Origin of the sequence: Solwaraspora sp. WMMB335, from assembly GCF_049179075.1 — a bacterium.
GTDB lineage: Bacteria > Actinomycetota > Actinomycetes > Mycobacteriales > Micromonosporaceae > Micromonospora_E.
This window is the reverse complement of the sequence record NZ_JBMHMF010000001.1, coordinates 1,232,068-1,254,645: the sequence shown is the minus strand read 5'-3', so window position 1 is coordinate 1,254,645 and position 22,578 is coordinate 1,232,068. Positions and strand designations below refer to the sequence as shown.

The following is a 22,578-nucleotide window of genomic DNA, read 5'->3' as shown; positions in this document are numbered from 1 at the left end:
ATTTCGGAAAGCGCATTTGTTTGCTGTTCGACTTTGGGTCGGCCGGGTGCAGCGAGACCGGCCGGGGGCGCGGCGGGCGCCCCCGGGGCAGGCCTCGGCGACGACCTCAGGTCGACGGCGCGCGTTCGTAGCGGGCGAACGCCCGCCGGAACGTGCCCGCCCCGCTGGTCATCGACCGCAGCTCCACCGCGTAGCGCAACAGTTCGGCGGCCGGTACCTCGGCACGGATCACCGTTCGCGCACCGGCGTCGTCGTCCGGGCTGGTCCCCAGCACCCGCCCCCGACGGCCGCTGAGATCGCTGAGTACGGCGCCGAGATAGTCGTCCGGCACCCGGACCACGATCTCGTCGACCGGTTCCAGCAGCGCCGTCCGCCCGGTGGCCGCCGCGTCCCGCAGGGCGAGCGCACCCGCCGTCTGGAACGCCGCGTCGGACGAGTCCACCGGGTGCGCCTTGCCGTCGACCAGCGTCACCCGCAGGTCCACCACCGGGTGCTCGCCGATGATGCCGCGGCCCAGCTGCGCCCGTACCCCCTTCTCCACCGACGGGATGTAGTTGTGCGGCACCGCGCCGCCCACCACCCGGTCGACGAACTCGAACCCGCTGCCCGGCGGCAACGGTTCCACCTCGATGTCGCATACCGCGTACTGGCCGTGTCCGCCAGACTGCTTGACGTGACGGCCGTGCCCCCGGGCCGGCGCGGTGAACGTCTCGCGCAGCGGCACCCGGACCGGCTCGGTGTCCAACTCGACTCCGCCGGCACGCAGCCGGTCCAGCACCACGTCGGCGTGCGCCTCACCCATGCACCACAGCACCAACTGCTGGGTCTCGGCGTTGCGTTCCAACCGCAGTGCCGGATCGCCGGCGATCAACCGGCCGAGGTTGCGGGCCATCGCGTCCTCATCGGAGCGGGTCCGCGCCACCACCGCCACCGGCAGCAGCGGTTCAGGCATCGCCCATGGCTCGATCAGCAGCGGCTCGTCCCTGGCCGAGACCGTGTCGCCGGTCTCCGCGCTGCCCGACTTGGTCAACGCGCAGATGTCGCCGGCGACGCAGACGCCGACCTCGCGCAGCTGTGCGCCGAGCGGACTGTAGATGTGTCCGACCCGTTCGTCGGTGTCGTGATCGGGATGGCCTCGCTCGCCGAGCCCGTGCCCGGACACATGCACGGTCAACTCCGGACGTAACGTACCGGAGAAGACCCGGACCAGCGACACCCGGCCCAGGTGCCGGTCGGCGGCGGTCCGGACCACCTCGGCGACCAGCGGGCCGGCCGGGTCGCAGGTCAGCGGCGGCCGGGGGGTGCCGTCGAGTCCGGTGACCGCCGGCAGGTGGTGTTCCGGCGGGGCCGGGAAGGCTGCGGTCAGCAGCCACAGCAGCGCGTCGAGCCCGACACCCGTGTGCGCACACGCCGGCAGCACCGGATAGAAGTGCCCTCGGGCGACCGCGGTCTCCAGGTCCTCGACGAGCACCTTCGGATCCAGCTGCTCACCGGCCAGATACCGGTCCATCAGGGTCTCGTCTTCGCTTTCGGCGATGATGCCCTCGATCAGTTCGTTGCGGGCCGCACCGATCGCCGGCAGGTGCTCGGGATCGGGGTCACGCACCTGCGGCGGGTGTCCGGCCGAGTAGTCCAGCACCCGCTGGTCGAGCAGGTCCAGCAGCCCGGCGACGCCCGCCCCGTCGTCGGCCAGCAACGGCAGGTGCAACGGCAGTACGTTGTCGCCGAACACCCGCCGGCACAGCGCGACGGTCTCGTCGACGTCGGCGCGTGGATGATCGAGCCGGCTGATCGCCACCGCCCGCGGCATGCCGACCGTGGCGCATTCCTCCCACAGCGCGGCGGTGGCCGCGTCCATTCCGTCAGCGGCGCAAACCACGAACAGCGCGGCGTCCGCGGCCCGTAGCCCGGCGCGCAACTCACCGATGAAGTCGGCATAGCCCGGCGTGTCCAGCAGGTTGACCTTGACGTCCTGATGGAACAGCGGTGCGCAGGCCAGCGCGACCGACCGCTGCTGGCGTACGGCGGCCGGATCGTGATCGCAGACGGTCGTGCCGTCCGGCACGCTGCCGGCCCGACCGATCGTCCCGGACGCGGCCAGCAGTGCCTCGACCAACGTGGTCTTGCCGGCACCGGAATGCCCGACGACGACCACGTTGCGGACCCTGTCGGGGTCGGTCACCACCGGCACGGTGCCGGTGGCCCCCTTGTCCTGGTTCTTCTGCGCCATGACTGCGCACCTCCTGGCTGCCTGCAGTGCGTGGGGTGAACGCGGGGGTGATTCCGCGGCGACACCGTGAGGTGAGCACGGCCCGGCCGGTAACGTGAACCGTGCCCGGCCGAGCTTGCTCACGTTCACATGTTGATCCCACACCCGCGACGCGTGGTAGACAAGTCCGGCGCGCGAGGTGACCGCCGCCGGGTTGCGCTCACGACCACCGTGCCGTCCGTTTCCGTCGACCGTTATCGTGGGACCGCCATGGCGAAGATCTTCAGAGTGTCCGTCCGCGCGGGCATGACCCGGGTGATCGAGCCGGTAGCCCGCGGACTGCTCAGCGTCGGGATCTCCCCGAACGTGGTCACGGTCGCCGGTACCGCTGGTGTGCTCGTCGGCGCGATCGGGTTCGGCGCGCGCGGGCACCTGATCGCCGGCCTGGTCATCGTCACCCTGTCCGCCCTGACCGATGTGCTGGACGGCACGATGGCCCGGCTGCGCGGCGGGTCGAGCACCTTCGGTGCCTTCCTCGACTCAAGCATGGACCGCGTCGCCGACGGAGCGATCTTCGGCTCGGTGGCGTACTGGCTCGCGGTCAGCGGCGACCGGCCCGGGGCGGTAGCGGCGCTGGTCTGCCTGGTCGGCGGCGGCATCGTCTCGTACGTCAAGGCCCGTGCCGAAGGACTCGGCATGAGCTGCAACGTGGGGATAGCCGAGCGCGCCGAGCGACTGATCCTGGTCGGCCTCGGTGGGCTGCTCAGCGGCCTCGGCCTGAGCTGGGGGCTGCCGGCCGTGCTGTGGCTGCTCGCGGTGCTGTCCCTGATCACCATCTGGCAGCGGATCGCTCACGTGCATCAGCAGACGGTCGCCGCCGACCGTGCCCGGCGGTGCGCCCAGGGCGTCGACGCGTGACCGGGCGTGGACGGGTGACCGGGCGTCGACGCGTCACCCCGGTCGAGTGGGGCTACGCGGCGGCTTGGCGGTTGGTCCGGGCCATGCCCCGGCCGGTCGCGGCGGCGGTGTTCCGCGCGGGTGCCGACCGGGCCCACCGGCGTGGCGGCCCCGGGGTACGGCGGCTGGCCGCCAACCTGCGTCGGGTCGTCGGCCCGGACCTGCCGGCGGCCGAGTTCGACCTGCTTGCCCGGGACGCGGTGCGCTCGTACGCGCGGTACTGGATGGAGATGTTCCGGTTGCCTTCACTCACCCGCGCGCAGCGGCTGGCCGCCTTCCACCTGGCCGGTGCGGACATGCTGGGAGCGCACGTGGCCGCCGGGCAGGGCGCGGTTGTGGCGCTGCCGCACGCCGGCAACTGGGACGCCGCCGGTGCCTGGGTGGCGGCCAACGGCTGGCCGCTGACCACGGTGGCGGAACGGCTGCGGCCGGAAGGCGTGTACGAGCGGTTCGTCGCGGTACGGCAGCGCCTCGGTATGGAGATCATTCCGGCCACCGGGGGGCCCCGACCCCCGTTCGACGTACTGGTGGACCGGATCAGCGCCGGGCACATCGTCCCGTTGCTGGCCGACCGTGACCTGTCCGCCCGTGGGGTCGAGGTGACCTTCTTCGGCGGTCGGACCCGGATGCCCGCCGGGCCGGCGCTGCTCGCCCTGCGGACCGGTGCCCCGTTGTACGTCACCACCATGTGGTTCGAGCCGGACGTCGCGCACGGCGCGTTGGACGGGCCGCTGCCGCTGCCCGATCCCGCCACGGGCTCCCTCGACGAGCGGGTGCGTCGGCTCACCCAGCAGGTCGCCGACCGGTTGGCGACCGGTATTGCGCGCCATCCGCAGGATTGGCACATGATGCAGCGACTGTGGCTGGACGAGGTTCCTGCCGCCGCCGGTGCCGGGCCGGGATGAGCGGAGGGGCGCCGTGCGGATCGGTATCGTCTGCCCGTACTCCTTCGATGTGCCCGGGGGAGTGCAGAACCACGTCATCGATCTCGCCGAGGCGCTGATCGAACTCGGTCACGAGGTGAGCGTGTTGGCGCCCGCGGACGAGGACGCGACACTGCCGCCGTACGTCGTCGCCGCCGGCCGGTCCGTGCCGGTGCCGTACAACGGCTCGGTGGCCCGGGTCAGCTTCGGACCGGTGGTCACCGCCCGGGTCCGGCGCTGGCTCAACCGGGGTGACTTTGACGTCCTGCACGTACACGAACCGTTCGCGCTCAGCGTCAGCCTGCTCGCCGTGCTCTGCGCCCGAGGGCCGGTGGTGGCCACCTTCCACACCGCGATGACCCGCTCCCGGGCACTCGCTGTCGCACAGGGCGTCCTGCAACTGGTACTGGAGAAGATCACCGCCCGGATCGCGGTCTCCGCACTGGCCCGCAAGGTGCAGGTCGAACACCTCGACGGTGGGGCGGTGGAGATCCCGAACGGGGTGGCGGTGGCCAGGTTCGCCGACGCCGAACCCCTGCCCGGCTGGCCGGGCGAGTGCCGGCCCGGATCCGGTGGCACGGTCGGCTTCCTCGGCCGGTTCACCGAACCTCGTAAAGGTTTCGACCTGCTCCGCCAGGCCTTCATCGCGATCGCACCGCAGCGCAGCGGCCTGCGGTTGCTGGTCGCCGGCCCAGGCCGGCGCGACGAACTGTACGTCGGCATCCCGCCCGAGCTGCGGGACAGAGTGACCTTTCTCGGACTCGTGTCGGAGCCGGACAAGGCGCGGATGCTACGCAGCGTGGACCTGTACGTGGCACCGAACACCGGGGGTGAGTCCTTCGGCATGATCCTCACCGAGGCGATGGCCGCCGGGACCGCGGTGGTCGCGAGCGATCTCGATGCGTTCCGTCGGGTGCTCGACGACGGGCGGGCCGGTCAGCTGTTCCCCACCGGTGATCCAGTCGCGCTACGGCGATCGATCGAGAGCCTGCTCGACGACGACGCCCGCCGGCTGGCGCTGGCCGCGCACGCACGGCAGGTCGTCGCGGCCTTCGACTGGCCGGCGGTGGCCCGGCGGGTGCTGGAGGTGTACGCCGCCGCGATCGAGGCCACCGACGGGCGGGTGCTCTACCAGGAGTGGGCTGAGCCACGATGATCAGTTCCGCAGCGGCCCGGCCGACCGCACTACGATGCCGGGAATGTGGTGGGTGGTCGGCGTGAGCGCCGCGGTCGTCCTGGTGTCGGCGTACCTCACCTGGACCGCGGCGCGGGTGGACCGGCTGCACGTCCGGGTGGCGGCGGCGGCCCGGGCCCTCGACGCCCACCTGCTGCGCCGGGCCGCCGCGGCGGCGGTGCTGGCCGAGGAGAGCCGCGCCGTCGAGTTGTACGCCGCGGCGCGGATCGCCCTCGACGCAGCCTCTCCCGAGGAGCGGGAGGCGGCCGAGAACGACCTCACCCGGCAGTTGCGAACCACCACGCTGACCGGCGCCGACGCCGCCACCGAGGCGGTCGTGGTGGCCAGCCGCCGGCTGGTGCTGGCCCGGCAGTTGCACACCGACCTGGTACGCGACGCGTTGCTGGCCCGCCGCCGGCCGTTGGTGCGGCTGATGCGTTTTGGCCGCCGCCACGACGCACCGCGCTACTTCGACATCGACGACCCGACGCTCGCCCGGGAATCCGATCCGCACCCCCGGGGAGGGACACCTTCCGCTCCCACCACCGCGCAGTCGTCGCCGCCGGCCTGACGGCGGGTAACCGCGACCGGAAGTGATCTACGGCACAGTGCAGGCCACCGGGATGCCGATTGGCTGTCGGCGGCCGGTGCCAGCCGACGTAGCATCGCAACGTCCATCTCGATCTCGTCGCGCGCGCTGAGGAGCAGATCCGTCGTGTCCGAGACCACCGACCAGGCAACCACCGTGGCCCAGGCGACTGCCTCGGCCAGCGCCGCCACCAGCGCGGTCACCGGCACCGCCCGCGTCAAGCGGGGCATGGCCGAGATGCTCAAAGGCGGGGTGATCATGGATGTGGTCACGCCCGAGCAGGCGAAAATCGCCGAGGACGCCGGCGCGGTCGCGGTGATGGCGCTCGAACGGGTACCCGCCGACATCCGTGCCCAGGGCGGGGTGTCCCGGATGAGCGACCCCGACATGATCGACGGCATCATCAACGCGGTCTCCGTTCCGGTGATGGCCAAGGCCCGGATCGGGCACTTCGTCGAGGCCCAGGTACTGCAGGCGCTCGGCGTCGACTACGTCGACGAGTCCGAGGTCCTCACCCCGGCCGACTACGCCAACCACATCGACAAGTGGGCCTTCACGGTGCCGTTCGTCTGCGGGGCGACCAACCTCGGCGAGGCGCTGCGCCGGATCACCGAGGGCGCCGCGATGATCCGCTCCAAGGGCGAGGCCGGCACCGGCGACGTCTCCAACGCCACGACCCACATGCGCCGTATCGGCGCGGAAATCCGCAGGCTGACCTCGATGTCCGTCGACGAGCTGTATGTCGCGGCCAAGGAGTTGCAGGCACCGTACGAGTTGGTCAAGGAAATCGCGCAGACCGGAAAGCTGCCGGTGGTGCTGTTCACCGCCGGTGGCATCGCCACCCCGGCCGACGCGGCGATGATGATGCAGCTCGGCGCGGAGGGTGTGTTCGTCGGCTCCGGCATCTTCAAGTCGGGCAACCCGGCGCAGCGGGCGTCGGCGATCGTCAAGGCCACCACCTTCTACGACGATCCGGACGTGCTCGCCAAGGTCTCCCGAGGGCTGGGCGAGGCGATGGTCGGCATCAACGTCGGCGACATCCCGGTCCCGCACCGCCTCGCCGAGCGCGGCTGGTGAGCGTTTCGCTGCGGGTCGGGGTGCTCGCCCTGCAGGGCGACGTCCGGGAGCACCTGCGGGCGCTCACCGAGTGCGGTGCCGCCGCCCGGCCGGTGCGCCGGCCGGGCGAACTCGACCAGGTCGACGCGCTGGTCGTACCGGGGGGCGAGTCGACCACGATCAGCAAGCTGGCCGTCGAGTTCGAGCTGTTGGAGCCGGTCCGCAAGCGGATCGGCGCCGGCATGCCGGTCTACGGCTCCTGCGCGGGAATGATCATGCTGGCCGACGAGATTCTGGACGGACGACCTGACCAGCAGTCGTTCACCGGCATCCCGATGACCGTCCGGCGCAACGCCTTCGGCCGCCAGGTCGACTCGTTCGAGGCCCCGGTGGCCATCGACGGCGTCGACGGACCGCCGTTCCACGCCGTTTTCATCCGGGCACCCTGGGTGGAACGGGTCGAACCCGGCGTCGAGGTACTGGGCCGGGTGGTGGCCGGAGAGGCCACGGGTAGGATTGTCGCGGTTCGGCAGGGCAATCTGCTCGCCACGGCCTTCCACCCGGAGTTGACCGGCGACCGTCGCGTCCACCAGCTCTTCGTGGAGATGGCTGCTGCGGCAGGCTGACCCCACAGGTGGGAAGCGACGGAGGTGCACATGTCCGGCCACTCCAAGTGGGCGACGACCAAGCACAAGAAGGCGGTCATCGACGCCAAACGCGGCAAGATGTTCGCCAAGCTGATCAAGAACGTCGAAGTCGCGGCCCGCACCGGCGGTGGCGACCCGGCCGGCAATCCCACCTTGTACGACGCCATCCAGAAAGCGAAGAAGAGCTCGGTCCCGAACGACAACATCGACCGGGCGGTCAAGCGTGGCTCCGGCCTGGAGGCCGGCGGTGCCGACTGGCAGACCATCATGTACGAGGGGTACGGGCCAGGTGGCGTCGCGCTGCTGGTCGAGTGCCTGACCGACAACCGCAACCGGGCGGCGACCGAGGTACGCACCGCGCTGACCCGCAACGGGGGCTCGCTGGCCGACGCGGGCTCGGTGTCCTACCTGTTCTCCCGCAAGGGCGTGGTGATCGTGCCCAAGGCCGAACTCAGCGAGGACGACGTCCTGCTGGCGGTGCTCGACGCCGGGGCCGAGGAGGTCAACGACCTCGGCGAGGCGTTCGAGGTGGTCAGCGAGCCCGGCGATCTGATCGCTGTGCGCACCGCGCTGGTCGACGCCGGCATCGACTACGAGTCGGCTGAGTCGTCCCTGGTCCCGAGCGTGAACGTGCCGCTGGACGAGGACGGCGCCCGGCGCATCTTCAAGCTGATCGACGTGCTCGAAGACTGCGACGACGTGCAGAACGTCTTCGCGAACTTCGACGTCTCCGACGAGATCATGGCCGCCGTCGGCTGACCGTCTCCGTCATCCTCGGGATATACGCTTCACCGCGATATATTTTCAGCTGGGAGGTGTATCTCGTGGCCAAGACTTTGCTGGATCTTGATGAGGACCTGCTGGCGGAAGCCACCGCCGCGCTGGGCACAAGCACGAAGCGGGAAACGGTGACGGAGGCACTCCGGCAGGCGGTGGAGTCCAGCCGCGAGCGCCGGCAGCGGGCACTGGCTGACCTCCAGGAAATCGCTGATTCCGGCGGTCTCCACTTCGACCAGCTCGACGAACTCGACAGGTGACGTCGTGCCTGGTCGACACGAGTGCCCTGGTTCGGATGCTGCGCCGCCAGGTCGATCCGCACTGGTCCGACCTGGCAGTGCGTGGCCTGATCGCGGTCTGCGATCCCGTGCTCGTGGAAGTGCTCACCATCGCGGATGCCAAGGCGTACGAGCAGGTCGAACGCGGGCTGCGTGACCTGTACCCTTGGGTTCCGGTACCGGACGACGCCTGGCAGGTCGTTCGGGCGGTGCGGACCGAACTCGCCGGCCACAGCGCCCACCGAGGGGTGTCGGTGGCCGACCATCTCGTGATCGCCACCGCGATCCGTCTGAAGTTGACGGTGCTCCACCAGGACGCCGACTTCGAGACCGTCGCCCGCTTCGTGCCGCAACTGGCTCAGGAACGGATCGCCTGACGGTCGCTGTTGTTCTGCCGGAGAGCGACCCCGAGTGTCAACTGCCCGACACCTGGGTCGCAAGTTCGACATTGGCAGAGTCGTCTAATCGACAGCGAATTTCTCCCAAGAAAGTTTCGCGAATGTCATTGATCTATTGATCAGAGTTCCCTCAGAAGTCCCTCAGGTTTCCGTGAAGTGTCGAGGCAAATAGGCGCCCATGCTGAATGCAATTCCACGACGGACTCGAATTCCTGCCTCGCAGTCAGCGGGGCGACGCGGCCGGGATGATTTCCAAGCCCGTCGGCGAAACCGCACCAGGATGGAAGAGTCCGCCTATCTTCGAGGGGAACAGAATCATGAACGAGACTGCCACCGAACGTTCGGCCGCAGGTGTCGGCCACCGCCGGAGCCGTAGTGCCAGTGCGCTGCTCGCCGCGTCGTTCGCCGGCTGCCTGCTCGGCGCCGGCCTCGGCGCCGGCACCGCGCATGCCGCACCGCTGCCCGGCTGCGGAATGGCGGCGGTGTTCGACACCGAGATCCGCTGGGGCAGCAGCTCAGCACCGTGGCACAAGGACGCCGATCTGCACCTGCTGCTAGACAACCGGAAGACCATCATCGACGGCGAGAAGGTCCCCGCAGGCACGCAGTTGACCTGGACTGGCCCGAACGGCAATGCCGACATCACCTTCGGTGCGGACGGTACGTTCACCGGTAGTGCTCGGTTCCCGGGCGAAGGTGGCGTCGGCTATCGCGGCACGCTCGCCTCGTCCACCCCGGTGGCCTGCGACGAGGCGGCGACCTACGCGGCCGAGATCCGTTGGGGCGGCAGTTCCGACCCGTGGCACGGCGACGCCGAGACGACGATCATGGTGAAGAACCGGCAGACCATCGTGGACGCCGAGTCGGCCTCCATGGGTACGCAGCTGACCTGGAGCGGCCCGAACGGCAATGCCGACATCACCTTCGGTGAGGACGGTACGTTCACCGGTAGTGCTCGGTTCCCGGGCGAAGGTGGCGTCGGCTACCGTGGCGCACTCAAGGCGGTCTGTGACGTGGCGGTGTTCGACACCGAGATCCGCTGGGGCAGCAGCTCAGCTCCGTGGCACAAGGACGCCGATCTGCACCTGCTGCTGGACAACCGGAAGACCATCATCGACGGCGAGAAGGTCCCCGCAGGCACGCAGTTGACCTGGACTGGCCCGAACGGCAATGCCGACATCACCTTCGGTGCGGACGGTACGTTCACCGGTAGTGCTCGGTTCCCGGGCGAAGGTGGCGTCGGCTATCGCGGCACGCTCGCCTCGTCCACCCCGATGATCTGCGACGACGCGGCGATCTTCGCGACCGAGTCCCGGCTGTCCCCACTCCCATGGACCGCGGACACCGACCTGACCGCAATGATCAGCAACCGCCGTGTCATCGTCGACGACCAGACCATCCCGGCCGACACGACCGTGACCTGGACCGGCCCGCAGGGTGACGCCAACATCACCTTCGGGGCGAACCGCGACTTCGCCGGCAGGGTCGAGTACCCGAGCACGCCCATCGAACTGCGCTACCGGGGCACCGCCCGCTGACCGCCCATCGGTCCGGTCGGCCCCGTGGCACCTGCTGCCACGGGGCCGACCTCGACGTCGCGGAAGCCGCCCCGCCCGTTCCGCCCAGTTCTGAGAAATCCCCGGTGCCCCGGTCGCCGGAACTGTCCCGGACGTTGCACGACGCCAACCAGACGGCCCGGACCCCGACCCACAGTAGACCTTGGGTCAGACTAGGGGGACCTGGTGGTGCTGCCAGGGAGGGCCGCCAGCAGGTCCCCCGTCCATCCCTCGACGCCCCGGTCAGGCCGCGAGGGTCGCCGCCCACATCGCGAGGACGTGACGCCCAGGTTTGACAACCACCTCTAGCCTCACGGGAGCGCCGAAGATCACCTGAGCCGCCGGCTTCTCCGCTGTCGTGGTTCGGGTGCGCAGACCCAGTCGCAAACAGAGCCGGAAACGAGGACACGATGGCCAACAGGAAACTCGCTGCCGCAGTTGCCCAGATCGCCGTGCTCGGCGTACTCGGGCTCATCGCCGCAGGCTGTTCGTCGACGGAGGGGACGCCGTCGTCGAGCGTCGAGGAAACAGCGGCGCCGTCGCAGGCCGACGAACCGGCCGACGGCGCCGATGCCGGCGGTGACACCAGCACCGCGGCGGATCCACTCCCGTTCACCGAGGAACTCAACGGCCGCCGGCTCACCGTCGAATCGTTCGGCACCTCCGCCGCCGGCTCCCCGTTGTGGGAGGTCGAGGAGGGTAACGACGTGCTGTACATCCAGGTGAAGGTGGAAAATATCGACGCCGACCCGTGGGAGTCGAACGTCGTTCAGTTCTTCCTCCTCGACGAGACGGACGAGACGTACGCGCCGTCCTTCTACGACGCCGAGGTCGGGGAGGCTCCGGACGCCGTCACTCTCGCCCCCGGCGATTCGGTCGAGGGGTACGTCCCGTTCGAGGTCCCGGCCGGCACCACCGGTCTGCGACTGGAGTACGCGGTCGACCTGAGCCAGAACGCGGTCATCGACGTGCAGCTGAACTGATCTACCGGCCGGCTGGCTCAGCAGCCGCCGGTGGGCAGCCCTGGATTGTCGCCAAGGCGGGCCACGCAGAGCTCTCGGCCACTGACCGCGCCGTGGAAGCTTGCCCCGCGTAGGTCCGCTCCGGAGGCTGTCACCTCGTACAGATTGGAATCGTCGAAGGAAGCGTTACGGAAGTCGCCTCCCAGCAGGTCAACCCCGCGCAGGTTGGACCGGCTCAGGTCCAGGCGGCGATCGCTGCGGTGCGGTACCCGGCCGAGGACGCGGATGGCGGCCTGCACCACCGGGTCGACGGGGGTGTCCGCTGGATCGCCGGTCGGTGCCGTGCCCGGTGCGGACTCACCGTAGGGAACGCGGGTCCGGATCATCGCGCTGAGCGTGTCGTCCACGATGGGGTAGTAGGCGGCATCGGACCTGGCGACGCCCTCCATGCCGTAGACCGCGCCGATCTGAGTCGGTACGTCGGACGAGCCCAGCAGCTCGATGACCTGTGCGAACCGCTCGCTGTCCTGCCGGCTCTTGGTAGCGCGGTACTCGCTGATCGCGGTAACGGCACCGATCAGCAGTAGCACGGCGACCATGGTTTCCACCACGACGCGTCGCAACTCGGTGGTCGCGGTGAACTGCTCGTACGCCTTGTCGTCCGCGCCGTGCAGCCGGCGGCGGGTGTACCAAGGAACGACAGCGACGAGAAGGAGCGCAACCGCGACGACTCCGGCGACTGACGCGATGATGGCGGACACTGCTCACCCCTGCCTAGTCGCACCGGAACTCGCGCGCGATGTTGCGCGCGTTCGCCCGCATGGCGTCAGGATAGCCGGTGATCGTCTTGCCGTCCGGGCCGGTGATAGCCGGTTCCTCCTCCAACGAGTCCAGGACACCGGGAGTCATGCCGTACTCGCTGGCGAGCCTCGACAGCTGGTTGCGGTCCTCATCGCTGAGGTCTTTGTCGATAGTGTAGAAAAACGCCGGCCTGGGGTCCGCCTGAAAGAGTTTGGCGAGGTCCTTCTCCCGTTGCCGGCGTACCTGTACGGGTAGGTCTTCACTCCACAAGCCGGACACCGCGAACTGCTGCAGCCCATAGCGCATTGCCAGGTACATGAACGCCGGGTGCTCCGGAACGATCCACCGACCGCGGCATTCCTCTGGCAATGCGGCGTTGAGGTCATGGTCCAACTCCTGGAGTTCGATGACCACGTCACCGTGTCTTTTCTCCAGCTCAGTCTTGTACTTGTCCGGGTTGGTCTTGAGCGCCTCATCCAACGTGACTGCGGAGAACAACTGGGTGGTGACCCAGTCCGCGGCGACCACCATCCGTTGCGGGTCCATCCAGAAGTGCGGGTCGAGGCGGTCCGCGACGAGGTCGTCCGCCAGCTCGGCCGGACCTGGCCTCAGATCGAGCCGGTTGAGTTCGGATATGTCGTAGAGGCGGGCGTTCGGGTCGGCGCGCCGCCACTGCTCCAGCGTGGCGCGCAGGTCAGCGGACATGTTGCCGGCGAAGAGGTTCGCGTCGGCCCGACGGATCAGCTCCCTGTCCGGTTCGGACAGGGGATCGTCGGCGGCCCCGTGTCCCTCCTCGTGCGGCTCCGCCTCGATGGTGCGCACGGTGACCAGGTCACCGCCGATCCGGTCGGCCAGCCACCGGAGCGGGAAGATGTTCACGACGACGTCGAGCCGCTGAGACGGCGGCGGTGGCGGCTCTTGGCCCGGGACGCAGGCGCCGATGCCGACCAACGTACTCAGTAGCACCAGCACCGCCGTCAGCCGCTGGCGTTTCGTCTCAGCTTTCATCCTCTGTGGGCACCGCACACAACTACCGTACGGTTGTCCGGAGTGCGAATCGTTCCGCCGAATGGTCGGCCCGGCCGCTTCGATCGGGCAACGTCCTGGATCTTGCTTTTCCTTACATGCACTCCTGCACATGCCGCCATATATCAGCGAGTGATGCGCCGCCGAATCGAGCCTTACGCCGTGACCTTATGGAGGCGGAGTTGACGCGTCGTGACTTCCCCCCGCTCTGCCGAGCGCGATCCTCACCCTTTCGCGTGACCAGCGGGTGTCGGCGTTGTCGGTGCCCAGTGCCTTCTCCCGCTGGTCGAGCGTGTGCCGGTGAAGGGCCAGCGCATCCGCCACTCGCCCTGCGGCGAGGTAGGTGTCCGCGAGGTTCGACTGGGACCGGAGGGTGTCACGATGCTCTGCGCCGAGAACCCGGACCCGGTCGCTGACGTTCCGTTGCTGAACGGCGATAGCCTCGGCATGGCGACCGGCGTCGTGGTGGATGTTCGCGATGTTGTGCGGGCAGCGCAACGTGTCCGGATGATCCGGCCCCAGCACCCGGGTCCGTTCTGCGTACACCCGTTGCAGCAGTGCTAGCGCCTCGTCGAGCCGCCCGATCTGCTTGTACGCGAGGGCGAGGTTGTGCATCGACCAGAGTACGTCCAGATCGGTCTCGCCCAGGGCGGCGATCCGGTCCCGCAGGACGGCTTCATGCTGCTGAATCGCCTCGTTCGTGCGGCCCAGAGCCTTGTACGTGATGGCCAGCGTCTCCCGCGTCTGCAACGTCCGCCGGTCGGCCGCTCCGAAGCGTCGCAGCCGCGCCGCGAGGGTGGCTTCATGCAGGTCGAGGGCCTGTGTCAACTGGCCGAGCCCGCGCAGCGATTCACCGAGCCGGTGCCAGGAGTCGAGTGTCGCGGCGTCGTCGGGGCCGAGCCGCTCCGCCCGGTCACGGGCAGCGCGGTCCAGAAAACGCACTGACTGACCGTTCCAGCCCTGGGCGAGCATGAACGTACCGATCTCGTGCACCGAGTCGGCCAGGTCGATGACCGAGCGACGGGTCCCGACGGAGGCCACGATCGCTGCCAGTGCCTCGGCATGCGGAATCAGTTCCACCCACAGCGGCCAATCAGGTACGCCGTTGAAGGGATCATCCGGTCGCGCCCGGCCCAACAGCACCGCCGCCCAGGACACCTCCTCGGCGCCGACGGCCATGCTGTCGCGGACGAGTTGCCGCAGCAGCCGATGGACGCTCAGCCTCCGGTCGTGGGGGTTGACCAGCGAGTACGAGTGAAGCAGCGCGACGTCCGAACGGTGGTCAGCCGGCTCGGGGTGCCGGGCGGTGAGTAACCGCCTCGGCACCCGATCGGGGGCGAAGCAGCAGGTGACCCGGAGTAACCTCTCGGCGCTCGGGCGGGTCTCGGCCACCTTGGCGATACTGAGCCGAAGAGTCCGGGATGTGTTGTCGCGATGCACATCTGCCCAGGCGGGCGAATCCAACAGCACGTCTGGCTCGGCCGCCAGCAGGTCGCGGTAGTCGTCGAACGACATGTCCTGCTCCCTGACGTAGGCCGACGCCTGCTGCAGCGCTATCGGCAGATCGCCCAGGTCGGCGGCCAGACGCTCGGCGCCCTCGGTGTCCGTGGTGGAGCCGGTGCCATCGAGGAGGAACCGGACGCTGTCGGCCCTGGCCAGCACGCCGAGCGGGCTCACCGCCAGTCCGCACCGGGACCAGTCGAGGTTCCAGCGACTGGTCAGCAGCACCGGTCCCCGTCCGATCCGCGCGAGCACCGCCGCCACATCGGACCGGGCCTCGACGTTGTCGAGCACCAGCAGCCACCCGTCGTGTGACTGAAGCCAGTCCATGGCCCACTCGGCGCCGTCTGCGGCCGACCGCCATTGCCGGGTGTCGGGATGGAGATGATGCGCGAGGCTGGCCAGTCCGAACTGGACCGCCTCCGCGTCCGCGCCGGTGACCCACCACACGAGCGGAAACCGGGCCCGCCGCGCGTCGATCGCCTGCAGGACGAGTTCGGTCTTGCCGACGCCGGCCATGCCCACCACGGCGGAGCCGATCAGACGCGGCTCGGGCTCGTCGAGTCGGCGCACGACTGCGGCCAGGGCCGACTGCCGTCCCCAGAACCGAGTTGCCGGCCGGCGAGGCAGATTCGCCGCTGGCGCGAGCGAGGCCACGGCCGCCGCCGGCAGCAGCGGTGAGCGTAGATTGACGTCCCCCTGCACGACGCCTGCCTGGACGACCGGGCCTAGGACGATACCCGATATATCATTGTTAATGTCGCCACTCGGACTGCCGAGACCGGGCGGGATCGGCCGATCGGTCCCGGGCATCTCCATCACCTCGGCATCGAGCACCTGAGCAACGTTCTGGATACGAAGAGTACTGGCTCGAACGGCTCACAGCAGATGGGAATCCCAGCCCATCGGCACGGCGGTTGCAGCTGCCCGGCCGGTTGGTGATCACCCCGGTACGCGTGTCGGCTGTCCGGGCCCGCGCCCGGTTGGCTAGGGTGTCGAACACACGTACGTGTGGTGGGTGTGTCGGCTGGGGAGGAGTCGCGTGCGGGTGCTCGGGGTCGACCCCGGCCTGACCAGGTGCGGGGTCGGCGTGGTGGAAGGCGTGCCGGGCCGACCGTGCCGGCTGGTCGCGTACCACGTGGTGCAGACCGATCCGGGTGACGACCTGCCGGCCCGGCTGCTGCGGCTCGACCAGCGGTTGACCGCCCTGGTCGCCGAGCACCAGCCACACAGTGTCGCCGTCGAGCGGGTGTTCAGCCAGCACAACGTCCGTACCGTGATGGGCACCGCGCAGGCGAGCGCGGTCGCCGTGCTGGCCGGCGCACGTGCCGGACTGCCGGTCCAGACCTACACCCCGAGCGAGGTCAAGGCGGCGGTGACCGGTTCCGGCCAGGCGGACAAGGCGCAAGTGACCGCGATGGTGACCCGGCTGTTGCGGCTGGATCGACCGCCCCGCCCGGCGGACGCCGCAGACGCGCTCGCCCTGGCCATCTGTCACATCTGGCGAGGTGGTACGCATGACCGGCTGGCCGCGGCGGCGCGGGCGGCCCGGAGCGGAGGGAACCGATGATCGCGAGCCTGCGGGGCACGGTGGTGGCGGTGGCGCCGGACAGCGCGGTGATCGAGGTCGGCGGCGTCGGTTTGGCCGTGTACTGCGCCCCGGGCACGCTGGCCAACCTGCGGCCGGGCAACCCGGCGCGGCTGGCCACCAGCCTGGTGGTACGCGAGGATTCGCTCACCCTCTACGGCTTCGCCGACGACGACGAGAAGCAACTGTTCGAGCTGCTGCAGACGGCCAGCGGGGTCGGGCCCCGGCTGGCGCAGGCCGTGCTGTCGGTGCTCACCCCGGACGCGGTCCGCAAGGCGATCGGCGGCGCCGACACGGCGGCGTTGACCCGGGTGCCGGGCATCGGCAAGAAGGGCGCCGAACGCCTCGTCCTCGAACTGCGCGATCGGATCGGGCCGGTGCCGGTGGGCGCCGACGGCGCGGCGGGGGTGACCGGCGGGGCCTGGCCCGAGCAGGTACGCCAGGCGCTGGTCGGGCTCGGCTGGACCGCCGGGCAGGCCGATCAGGCGGTGGCCGCGGTGGCGGACAGCCTCGACGACCCGCCGCCGCCGGTCCCGGTGCTGCTCAAGCAGGCGATCCGGCTGTTGGGCAAGAGCCGGTGAACGGTGACGTCGAGGGCCTGGTGTCGGCGTACGCCAGCGATGCCGAGCGCGACGCCGAGGCCAGTGTGCGCCCGCGCCGGCTGGCCGAGTTCATCGCCCAGCACCGGGTCCGCGACCAGCTCGACCTGCTGCTCAAGGGCGCGATGGGCCGGGGCGCGCCGCCGGATCACATCCTGCTCAGCGGTCCGCCGGGGTTGGGCAAGACGACGCTGGCCAACATCGTCGCGGCCGAACTGGGCTCGGGTATCCGGGTGACCAGCGGACCGGCCATCGAGCGCTCCGGGGATCTGGCCGCGATCCTGACCAGCCTGACCGAGGGCGACGTGCTGTTCATCGACGAGATTCACCGGATCGCGCGGCCGGCCGAGGAACTGCTCTACAGCGCGATGGAGGACTTCCGGGTCGACGTGGTGGTCGGCAAGGGGCCCGGTGCCACCGCCATCCCGCTCGACGTGGAGCCGTTCACCCTGGTCGGCGCGACCACCCGGGCCGGTCTACTGACCGGTCCGATGCGCGACCGGTTCGGCTTCGTCGCGCACCTGGACTTCTACGAATCGAACGAGCTGGAGCTGCTGTTGACCCGGTCGGCCGGCATCCTCGCGGTGCCGATCACCCCAGACGGTGCGGCGGAGATCGCCGGCCGGTCCCGGGGCACCCCACGCATCGCCAACCGGCTACTGCGCCGGGTGCGCGACTACGCCGAGGTACGGGCCGCCGGGGTGGTCGACCGGGAGACCGCCCGGGCGGCGCTGGCCGTGTACGACGTCGACGAACTCGGCCTGGACCGGCTGGACCGTGCGGTGCTCACCGCGCTGATCGGCTCGTTCGGTGGCGGTCCGGTCGGATTGTCCACCCTCGCGGTGGCGGTCGGGGAGCAGCCGGACACGGTGGAAGAGGTCTGCGAGCCGTTCCTGGTCCGAGCCGGTCTGCTCGCCCGGACCCCGCGTGGGCGGGTGGCGACCGAGTCGACCTGGCGGCACTTCGGCCGGGTGCCGCCGCCGGGCACCCTCGGCGTAGGGACGTCCGGTCGCGGTGGACCCAGCAGCAGCCCGTCCGGTTTGCCGGATTTATTCGGGGATGAGGCTTAGATTGTCTCGTGATCTGAACGTGATCTGTGCCGACCGTAAGGTTCTCAGTCACACCGACTAGACTCGCCGCGGTCTGTACGGCACGTGGGATCCTGCCTCCGCAGCGCGAACCGGCCCCGCGGGTGGCTGACGAAAGGTTGTTGTTGTGCTTTTGGCGCAAGACGGCGCGGGCGGCGCCAGCTTCATGCCCATCCTGATGATCGGTCTGCTGTTCGGCGTCATGTATTTCATGATGATCCGGCCGCAGCAGAAGCGGCGCCGGGAGGCCGAGCAGATGCAGTCGTCGATCGGCCCCGGCGACGAGGTGGTCACCATCGGCGGGCTGTACGGCATCGTCGCCAGCGTCGACGACGAGACCGTCATGCTGGAGGTGGCGCCCGGCGTGCACGCCCGCTACGCCCGCCCGGCGATCGCCCGCGTCGTGCAGAAGACCCCGGCCGACGACGTCCCGGCGGCCGAATCCACCACCTCGGACGAAGTGCCGACCAAGGATTGAACGACCCCGGGTTACCCGGCTCGCGTTACATCGAAGATACTGATCGTTGTGCTGCCGGTCATGGCTGATCCGTCCGGTCGGCTGCGGCACGCACGACGACCACCCCACAGCCGCTCGCACCGGTGGCACCACCCATCGCCGCACCGGGCGCCAGCGGCCGGATCGCGCAGGGAGACAGGACCGCCGTGGCACCACCTCAGGGACAGATGCGTCCCGGTCGGCAACTCGCCGTACTCGGGCTCATCTTCGCCGTCCTCTACCTCATGGTGTTCTTCGCCGGAGCGAGCGGCAGTTGGCAGGAACGCCTGGAGCCCAAGCTCGGCCTCGACCTGATCGGCGGCACCCGGGTCACCCTGGAGGCCACCACCGAGGACGGCAGCCCGCCGCCGGCCGCCTCGCTGGAGCGGGCCCGCGGCATCATCGAGAACCGGGTCAACAGCCTCGGCGTCTCCGAGGCCGAGGTGGTCACCGAAGGCGACCGCAACATCGTCGTTTCGTTGCCGGGCCAGAATCGCGACCTCAACGAGATCGGCAACGCGGCTGAGTTGCGCTTCCGCAAGGTGCTCAAGGCCACCGACGGTGGCGAGCCGGTGCAGCCGCAGCCGACCCCGACGCCGAGTGAGGGTGCCGACGCGTCACCGTCGCCCGGCACCTCCCCGGAGGCCGAGGCGTCCCCGGGGGCCGACGCCTCACCCGGGGCCGAGGAAAGCCCGGCCACCGGCGGCGAGGGCGGCATGGCCCAGCCCGACCCGAGCGAACCGGCCGCCGAGCCCAGCCCCGACCCCAGCCCGAGCGCCGAGGCCAGCCCGGCGGCGACGGCCACCCCGGCTCCGGCACCGGCCGACGGGCCGGTCGACCTGGCCGCCGTACAGGCCACGGTCGGTGAGCAAGCCTGGGCAGCGGCCACCGCGCTGCAGGCGCCGGCGGACTTCAGCGCGGACCCGGCGCTGGCCGACACGCTGCGCCCGTTCGGCGAGCTGACACCGGCCCAGGTCCGGGTGCTGCCCCCGCAGGTCCAGTACAACGTGCCGTACGTGACCTGCGACAAGCTCCTACTGCGCCAGCCCGGCTCGATCCGTGACGCGTCCCAGCAGGTCGTCGCCTGCGAAGGGCTGATCAAGTACCTGCTCGACGAGGCGAAGGTGGTCGGCACCGACGTCAGTGACGCCAGCGGGGTTCTCGACCAGACCACCAGCCAGTGGGTGGTCAGCCTGTCGTTCACCGGCTCCGGGCAGCGTGCCTGGACCGAACTGACCCGCGAGGCGTTCAACAACACCGACCAGGAGTGCGACGCCAGCGCGCTCGGCCAGGACGGCAAGTGCCGGGTCGCGGTCGTGCTGGACAACGAGGTCATCTCCTCGCCGGAGATCCAGGGCGTGCTCACCGGCGACTCGCAGATCACCGGTGACTTCACCAACGAAACCGCCAACGAGCTGGCCAGCAACCTGCGCTACGGTGCCCTGCCACTGACCTTCGAGCAGCAGGAGGCGCAGAGCATCTCCGCCACGCTGGGTGTCGAGCAGCTGCGGGCGGGGCTGCTGGCCGCCGGCATCGGCATGCTGTTGGTGGCGATCTACGCGTTCTTCTACTACCGACTGCTCGGCACGGTGATCTTCTTCAGCCTGATCCTGTCCGGCCTGCTGGTCTTCGGCGCGCTGGTGGTGCTGGGCCGGCAGATCGGCTTCACCCTGACCCTCGCCGGCATCGCCGGGTTCATCGTCTCGCTCGGCGTGGCCGCAGACTCGTTCGTCATCTACTTCGAACGGTTGAAAGACGAGATCCGCGAAGGCCGGAGTCCGCGCAGCGCGGTCTCCCGGGCCTGGATCCGTGCCCGGCGGACGATCATTTCCGCCAACGCGATCACCCTGATGGCAGCGGTGGTCCTGTACATCGTCTCGGTCGGCACGGTCAAGGGCTTCGCCTTCGCGCTCGGCCTGGCCACCGTCCTCGACCTGGTCGTGGTCTTCCTCTTCCGGCATCCGATCATGTCGATGCTGGCCCGCACCCGGGCGTTCCTGTCGCCCCGGGTCAGCGGCCTCGGCCGGGCGGCGAGATCCGCCGACGAGGAGAGCACCCCGGTCCGTACCCCGCGCGTGAAGGAGGCGTGACATGAGCAGTTTCGCCGGCCGCTTGTACCGCGGCGAGGCCGGACTCCCGGTCATTGCCCGCCGCAACATCTGGTTCGGGGTCGCCGCGGCGGTGGTCGTCGGCGCGGTGCTGAGCATCGTGCTCAGCGGGTTCAACCTCGGCATCGAGTTCCGCGGCGGCAACGAGTTCCAGGTGCCGTCCAGCGTCGGTACCCTGCAGCAGGCCGAGGAGGCGTTGACCGACGAGTTCGCCGGGGTCGACACCGACGAGCCGGTCCGGCTGGTCTCCAGCCAGGAGGTCGGCGGCAACACCTACCTGTTCCGCACCAGCGAGCTGTCCTCGGAGCAGGCCTCGGCGGTCAAGACCGCACTGGCCGAACGCTTCGGCATCGCCGAGGACCAGATCAGTGACAGCCGGGTCAGCGCGGCCTGGGGCGGGCAGGTCACCCAGCGGGCGCTGCTCGGCCTGGCGGTCTTCGTGGTACTGGTGACGATCTACCTGGTGGTGCGCTTCGAATACCGGATGGCGATCGCCGCGGTCGTCGGTCTGGTGCTCAACCTGGTCGTCACCGCAGGCATCTACTCGGTCTCCGGGTTCGAGGTGACCCCGTCGACCATCGTCGGCTTCCTGACCATTCTCGGTTTCGCCCTGTACGACGTCGTGGTGGTCTTCGACAAGATCCAGGAGAACACCCGGGCGATCACCGGCAGCAGCGTGCAGACCTACGGCGAGGCAGCCAACCTGGCCATCAACCAGACCCTGATGCGCTCGATCAACACCTCGATCGTCGCGCTGCTGCCGGTCGGCGGGCTGCTGTTCATCGGTGCCGGCCTGCTCGGTGCCGGTACCCTCAAGGACCTCGGTCTGGTGCTCTTCGTCGGTATGGGCGCGGCCTTCTTCACCTCGATCTTCGTCTCGGCGCCGCTGCTGACCGTGCTCAAGGAGCAGGAGCCGAAATACCGGCTGCACACTCAGCGGGTGCAGGCCAAGCGAGCCTCGCTGGCGGAGCGGGCGGAGAAGACCCCGGCCAAGCGCTCGGCCAGCCGTACCGCCGTCGCCGCGGGCGCTGGCGACCCGGACGCGGCGGCGCGGACCGATGCCGACGCTCCGGAGCCGGACGCCGCGCTGGCTGGCAGCGCACCCAAGGTCGGTGCCCGGCCCAGCGGCAAGCGTCAGGGCGGTGGCCGAGGCGGACGCCCCGGCGGGGGCAGCAGCCGCAAGCGTCCCAGCGGCGCCAAGCGCCGCTGAGCGCCGCAGTTTGACCGGGTGGTTTCCTTCCCAGCCACGGAGGCACGTAGGTGACGAGGAGCGAGGCATCAGTCGTCGGGGACAGCGGCCCGGCGGCGGCGGCGCTGGTGGCCAGCCGGGTGCTCGACGTACCGGATTTTCCCAAACCGGGCATCGTGTTCAAGGACCTGATGCCGCTGTTCGCCGACGGGCCGGCCTTCCGTGAGGTCATCGACGGCATCATCGAGCACTACGGCGCGGAGTCGTTCGACGTGGTGGCGGGAATCGAGGCCCGCGGGTTCGTGCTGGCGGCGGCGATCGCCTACGCCACCGGCACCGGGGTGATACCGATCCGCAAGGCCGGCAAGCTGCCGCGGGCCTCGTACTCCGCCTCCTACGCGCTGGAGTACGGCGAGGCGGTGCTGGAGGTGCACCAGGATGCCTTCACCGCCGGTCAGCGGGTCCTGGTGGTCGACGACGTGCTCGCCACCGGCGGTACCGCCGCGGCCACCCTCGATCTCGTCGACCGGGCACAGGGCAGCGTTGTCGGGTTCACCGTACTGCTCGAACTCAGCTTTCTCGCCGGCCGGCAACGGCTGTCACCGCGACCGGTGCACGCCCTGTGGCGGGTGTGATGCTGGCGACCCGACCACGACT

At 69.9% G+C, this 22,578-nt stretch carries 22 protein-coding genes; 18 read left to right on the top strand and 4 right to left on the bottom strand.

Annotation, left to right across the window (positions count from 1 at the left end):
- Positions 1–106 precede the first annotated feature (106 nt).
- The gene (locus ACN27F_RS04880; protein ID WP_421431408.1) at positions 107–2,230 is read right to left on the bottom strand and encodes an elongation factor G-like protein EF-G2; all 2,124 of its coding nucleotides are present in this window, start codon (positions 2,228–2,230) and stop codon (positions 107–109) included.
- A 249-nt stretch (positions 2,231–2,479) separates the two neighbouring features.
- On the opposite strand from ACN27F_RS04880, the gene pgsA reads away from it, so the two are divergent.
- The 11 genes from pgsA to ACN27F_RS04825 all read left to right on the top strand — a co-directional run bounded on the left by pgsA (position 2,480) and on the right by ACN27F_RS04825 (position 11,547).
- Positions 2,480–3,127: a phosphatidylinositol phosphate synthase gene (gene pgsA / locus ACN27F_RS04875; RefSeq protein ID WP_421431407.1), complete on the top strand. Its 648-nt coding sequence runs from the start codon at positions 2,480–2,482 to the stop codon at positions 3,125–3,127.
- Positions 3,124–4,071 (top strand): phosphatidylinositol mannoside acyltransferase, encoded by a 948-nt coding sequence (locus ACN27F_RS04870; protein WP_421431406.1) that lies wholly within the window; start codon positions 3,124–3,126, stop codon positions 4,069–4,071. The genes pgsA and ACN27F_RS04870 overlap by 4 nt, the downstream gene beginning before the upstream one ends.
- 13 nt (positions 4,072–4,084) lie before the next feature.
- Positions 4,085–5,245 (top strand): glycosyltransferase family 4 protein, encoded by a 1,161-nt coding sequence (locus ACN27F_RS04865; RefSeq protein WP_421431405.1) that lies wholly within the window; start codon positions 4,085–4,087, stop codon positions 5,243–5,245.
- Positions 5,246–5,279: 34 nt separating this feature from the next.
- Entirely contained in the window at positions 5,280–5,834 is a 555-nt protein-coding gene (locus tag ACN27F_RS04860; protein ID WP_421431404.1) for a hypothetical protein, read from the top strand.
- Between the two features lie 174 nt (positions 5,835–6,008).
- On the top strand, positions 6,009–6,929 hold the full coding sequence (pdxS, locus tag ACN27F_RS04855; protein WP_421439972.1) for a pyridoxal 5'-phosphate synthase lyase subunit PdxS: 921 nt from the start codon (positions 6,009–6,011) through the stop codon (positions 6,927–6,929).
- Positions 6,926–7,534 carry a pyridoxal 5'-phosphate synthase glutaminase subunit PdxT gene (pdxT, locus tag ACN27F_RS04850; RefSeq protein WP_421431403.1) on the top strand — a complete coding sequence of 203 codons (609 nt, stop codon included), beginning with the start codon at positions 6,926–6,928 and terminating at the stop codon, positions 7,532–7,534. The genes pdxS and pdxT overlap by 4 nt, the downstream gene beginning before the upstream one ends.
- A gap of 30 nt (positions 7,535–7,564) precedes the next feature.
- On the top strand, positions 7,565–8,314 hold the full coding sequence (locus ACN27F_RS04845) for a YebC/PmpR family DNA-binding transcriptional regulator (RefSeq protein WP_421431402.1): 750 nt from the start codon (positions 7,565–7,567) through the stop codon (positions 8,312–8,314).
- Positions 8,315–8,370: 56 nt separating this feature from the next.
- Entirely contained in the window at positions 8,371–8,592 is a 222-nt protein-coding gene (locus tag ACN27F_RS04840) for a type II toxin-antitoxin system VapB family antitoxin (protein ID WP_421431401.1), read from the top strand.
- The gene (locus tag ACN27F_RS04835) at positions 8,589–8,987 is read left to right on the top strand and encodes a PIN domain-containing protein (protein ID WP_421431400.1); all 399 of its coding nucleotides are present in this window, start codon (positions 8,589–8,591) and stop codon (positions 8,985–8,987) included. The genes ACN27F_RS04840 and ACN27F_RS04835 overlap by 4 nt, the downstream gene beginning before the upstream one ends.
- Before the next feature lie 338 nt (positions 8,988–9,325).
- A complete protein-coding gene (locus ACN27F_RS04830) occupies positions 9,326–10,546 on the top strand; it encodes a hypothetical protein (protein WP_421431399.1) in 1,221 nt (406 codons plus the stop codon).
- A gap of 428 nt (positions 10,547–10,974) precedes the next feature.
- Entirely contained in the window at positions 10,975–11,547 is a 573-nt protein-coding gene (locus tag ACN27F_RS04825) for a DUF4352 domain-containing protein (protein ID WP_421431398.1), read from the top strand.
- Positions 11,548–11,564: 17 nt separating this feature from the next.
- Here the strand turns inward: ACN27F_RS04825 and ACN27F_RS04820 are convergent, their stop codons facing one another.
- The 3 genes from ACN27F_RS04820 to fxsT all read right to left on the bottom strand — a co-directional run bounded on the left by ACN27F_RS04820 (position 11,565) and on the right by fxsT (position 15,558).
- Entirely contained in the window at positions 11,565–12,287 is a 723-nt protein-coding gene (locus tag ACN27F_RS04820) for a pentapeptide repeat-containing protein (protein WP_421431397.1), read from the bottom strand.
- A gap of 13 nt (positions 12,288–12,300) precedes the next feature.
- Positions 12,301–13,335: a metal ABC transporter substrate-binding protein gene (locus ACN27F_RS04815; RefSeq protein ID WP_421431396.1), complete on the bottom strand. Its 1,035-nt coding sequence runs from the start codon at positions 13,333–13,335 to the stop codon at positions 12,301–12,303.
- A 186-nt stretch (positions 13,336–13,521) separates the two neighbouring features.
- Positions 13,522–15,558, bottom strand: a complete 2,037-nt coding sequence (gene fxsT / locus ACN27F_RS04810) for an FxSxx-COOH system tetratricopeptide repeat protein (RefSeq protein WP_421431395.1) — start codon at positions 15,556–15,558, stop codon at positions 13,522–13,524.
- A gap of 337 nt (positions 15,559–15,895) precedes the next feature.
- Between fxsT and ruvC the strand changes: the two genes are divergently transcribed.
- The 7 genes from ruvC to ACN27F_RS04775 all read left to right on the top strand — a co-directional run bounded on the left by ruvC (position 15,896) and on the right by ACN27F_RS04775 (position 22,556).
- The gene (gene ruvC, locus ACN27F_RS04805) at positions 15,896–16,423 is read left to right on the top strand and encodes a crossover junction endodeoxyribonuclease RuvC (RefSeq protein WP_421431394.1); all 528 of its coding nucleotides are present in this window, start codon (positions 15,896–15,898) and stop codon (positions 16,421–16,423) included.
- The gene (ruvA, locus tag ACN27F_RS04800; RefSeq protein WP_421431393.1) at positions 16,420–17,022 is read left to right on the top strand and encodes a Holliday junction branch migration protein RuvA; all 603 of its coding nucleotides are present in this window, start codon (positions 16,420–16,422) and stop codon (positions 17,020–17,022) included. Before ruvC ends, ruvA begins: the two co-directional genes overlap by 4 nt.
- Positions 17,019–18,110 carry a Holliday junction branch migration DNA helicase RuvB gene (gene ruvB / locus ACN27F_RS04795; RefSeq protein ID WP_421431392.1) on the top strand — a complete coding sequence of 364 codons (1,092 nt, stop codon included), beginning with the start codon at positions 17,019–17,021 and terminating at the stop codon, positions 18,108–18,110. The genes ruvA and ruvB overlap by 4 nt, the downstream gene beginning before the upstream one ends.
- A 145-nt stretch (positions 18,111–18,255) precedes the next feature.
- Complete coding sequence (gene yajC, locus ACN27F_RS04790) at positions 18,256–18,606, top strand: preprotein translocase subunit YajC (RefSeq protein ID WP_421431391.1); 351 nt, start codon at positions 18,256–18,258, stop codon at positions 18,604–18,606.
- Positions 18,607–18,791: 185 nt separating this feature from the next.
- Positions 18,792–20,714, top strand: coding sequence for a protein translocase subunit SecD (gene secD / locus ACN27F_RS04785; protein WP_421439971.1), 1,923 nt, complete (start codon positions 18,792–18,794; stop codon positions 20,712–20,714).
- 1 nt (position 20,715) lies between these two features.
- Complete coding sequence (gene secF, locus ACN27F_RS04780) at positions 20,716–21,942, top strand: protein translocase subunit SecF (protein ID WP_421431390.1); 1,227 nt, start codon at positions 20,716–20,718, stop codon at positions 21,940–21,942.
- A gap of 50 nt (positions 21,943–21,992) precedes the next feature.
- A complete protein-coding gene (locus tag ACN27F_RS04775) occupies positions 21,993–22,556 on the top strand; it encodes an adenine phosphoribosyltransferase (RefSeq protein WP_421431389.1) in 564 nt (187 codons plus the stop codon).
- The last annotated feature ends 22 nt before the right edge of the window (positions 22,557–22,578 follow it).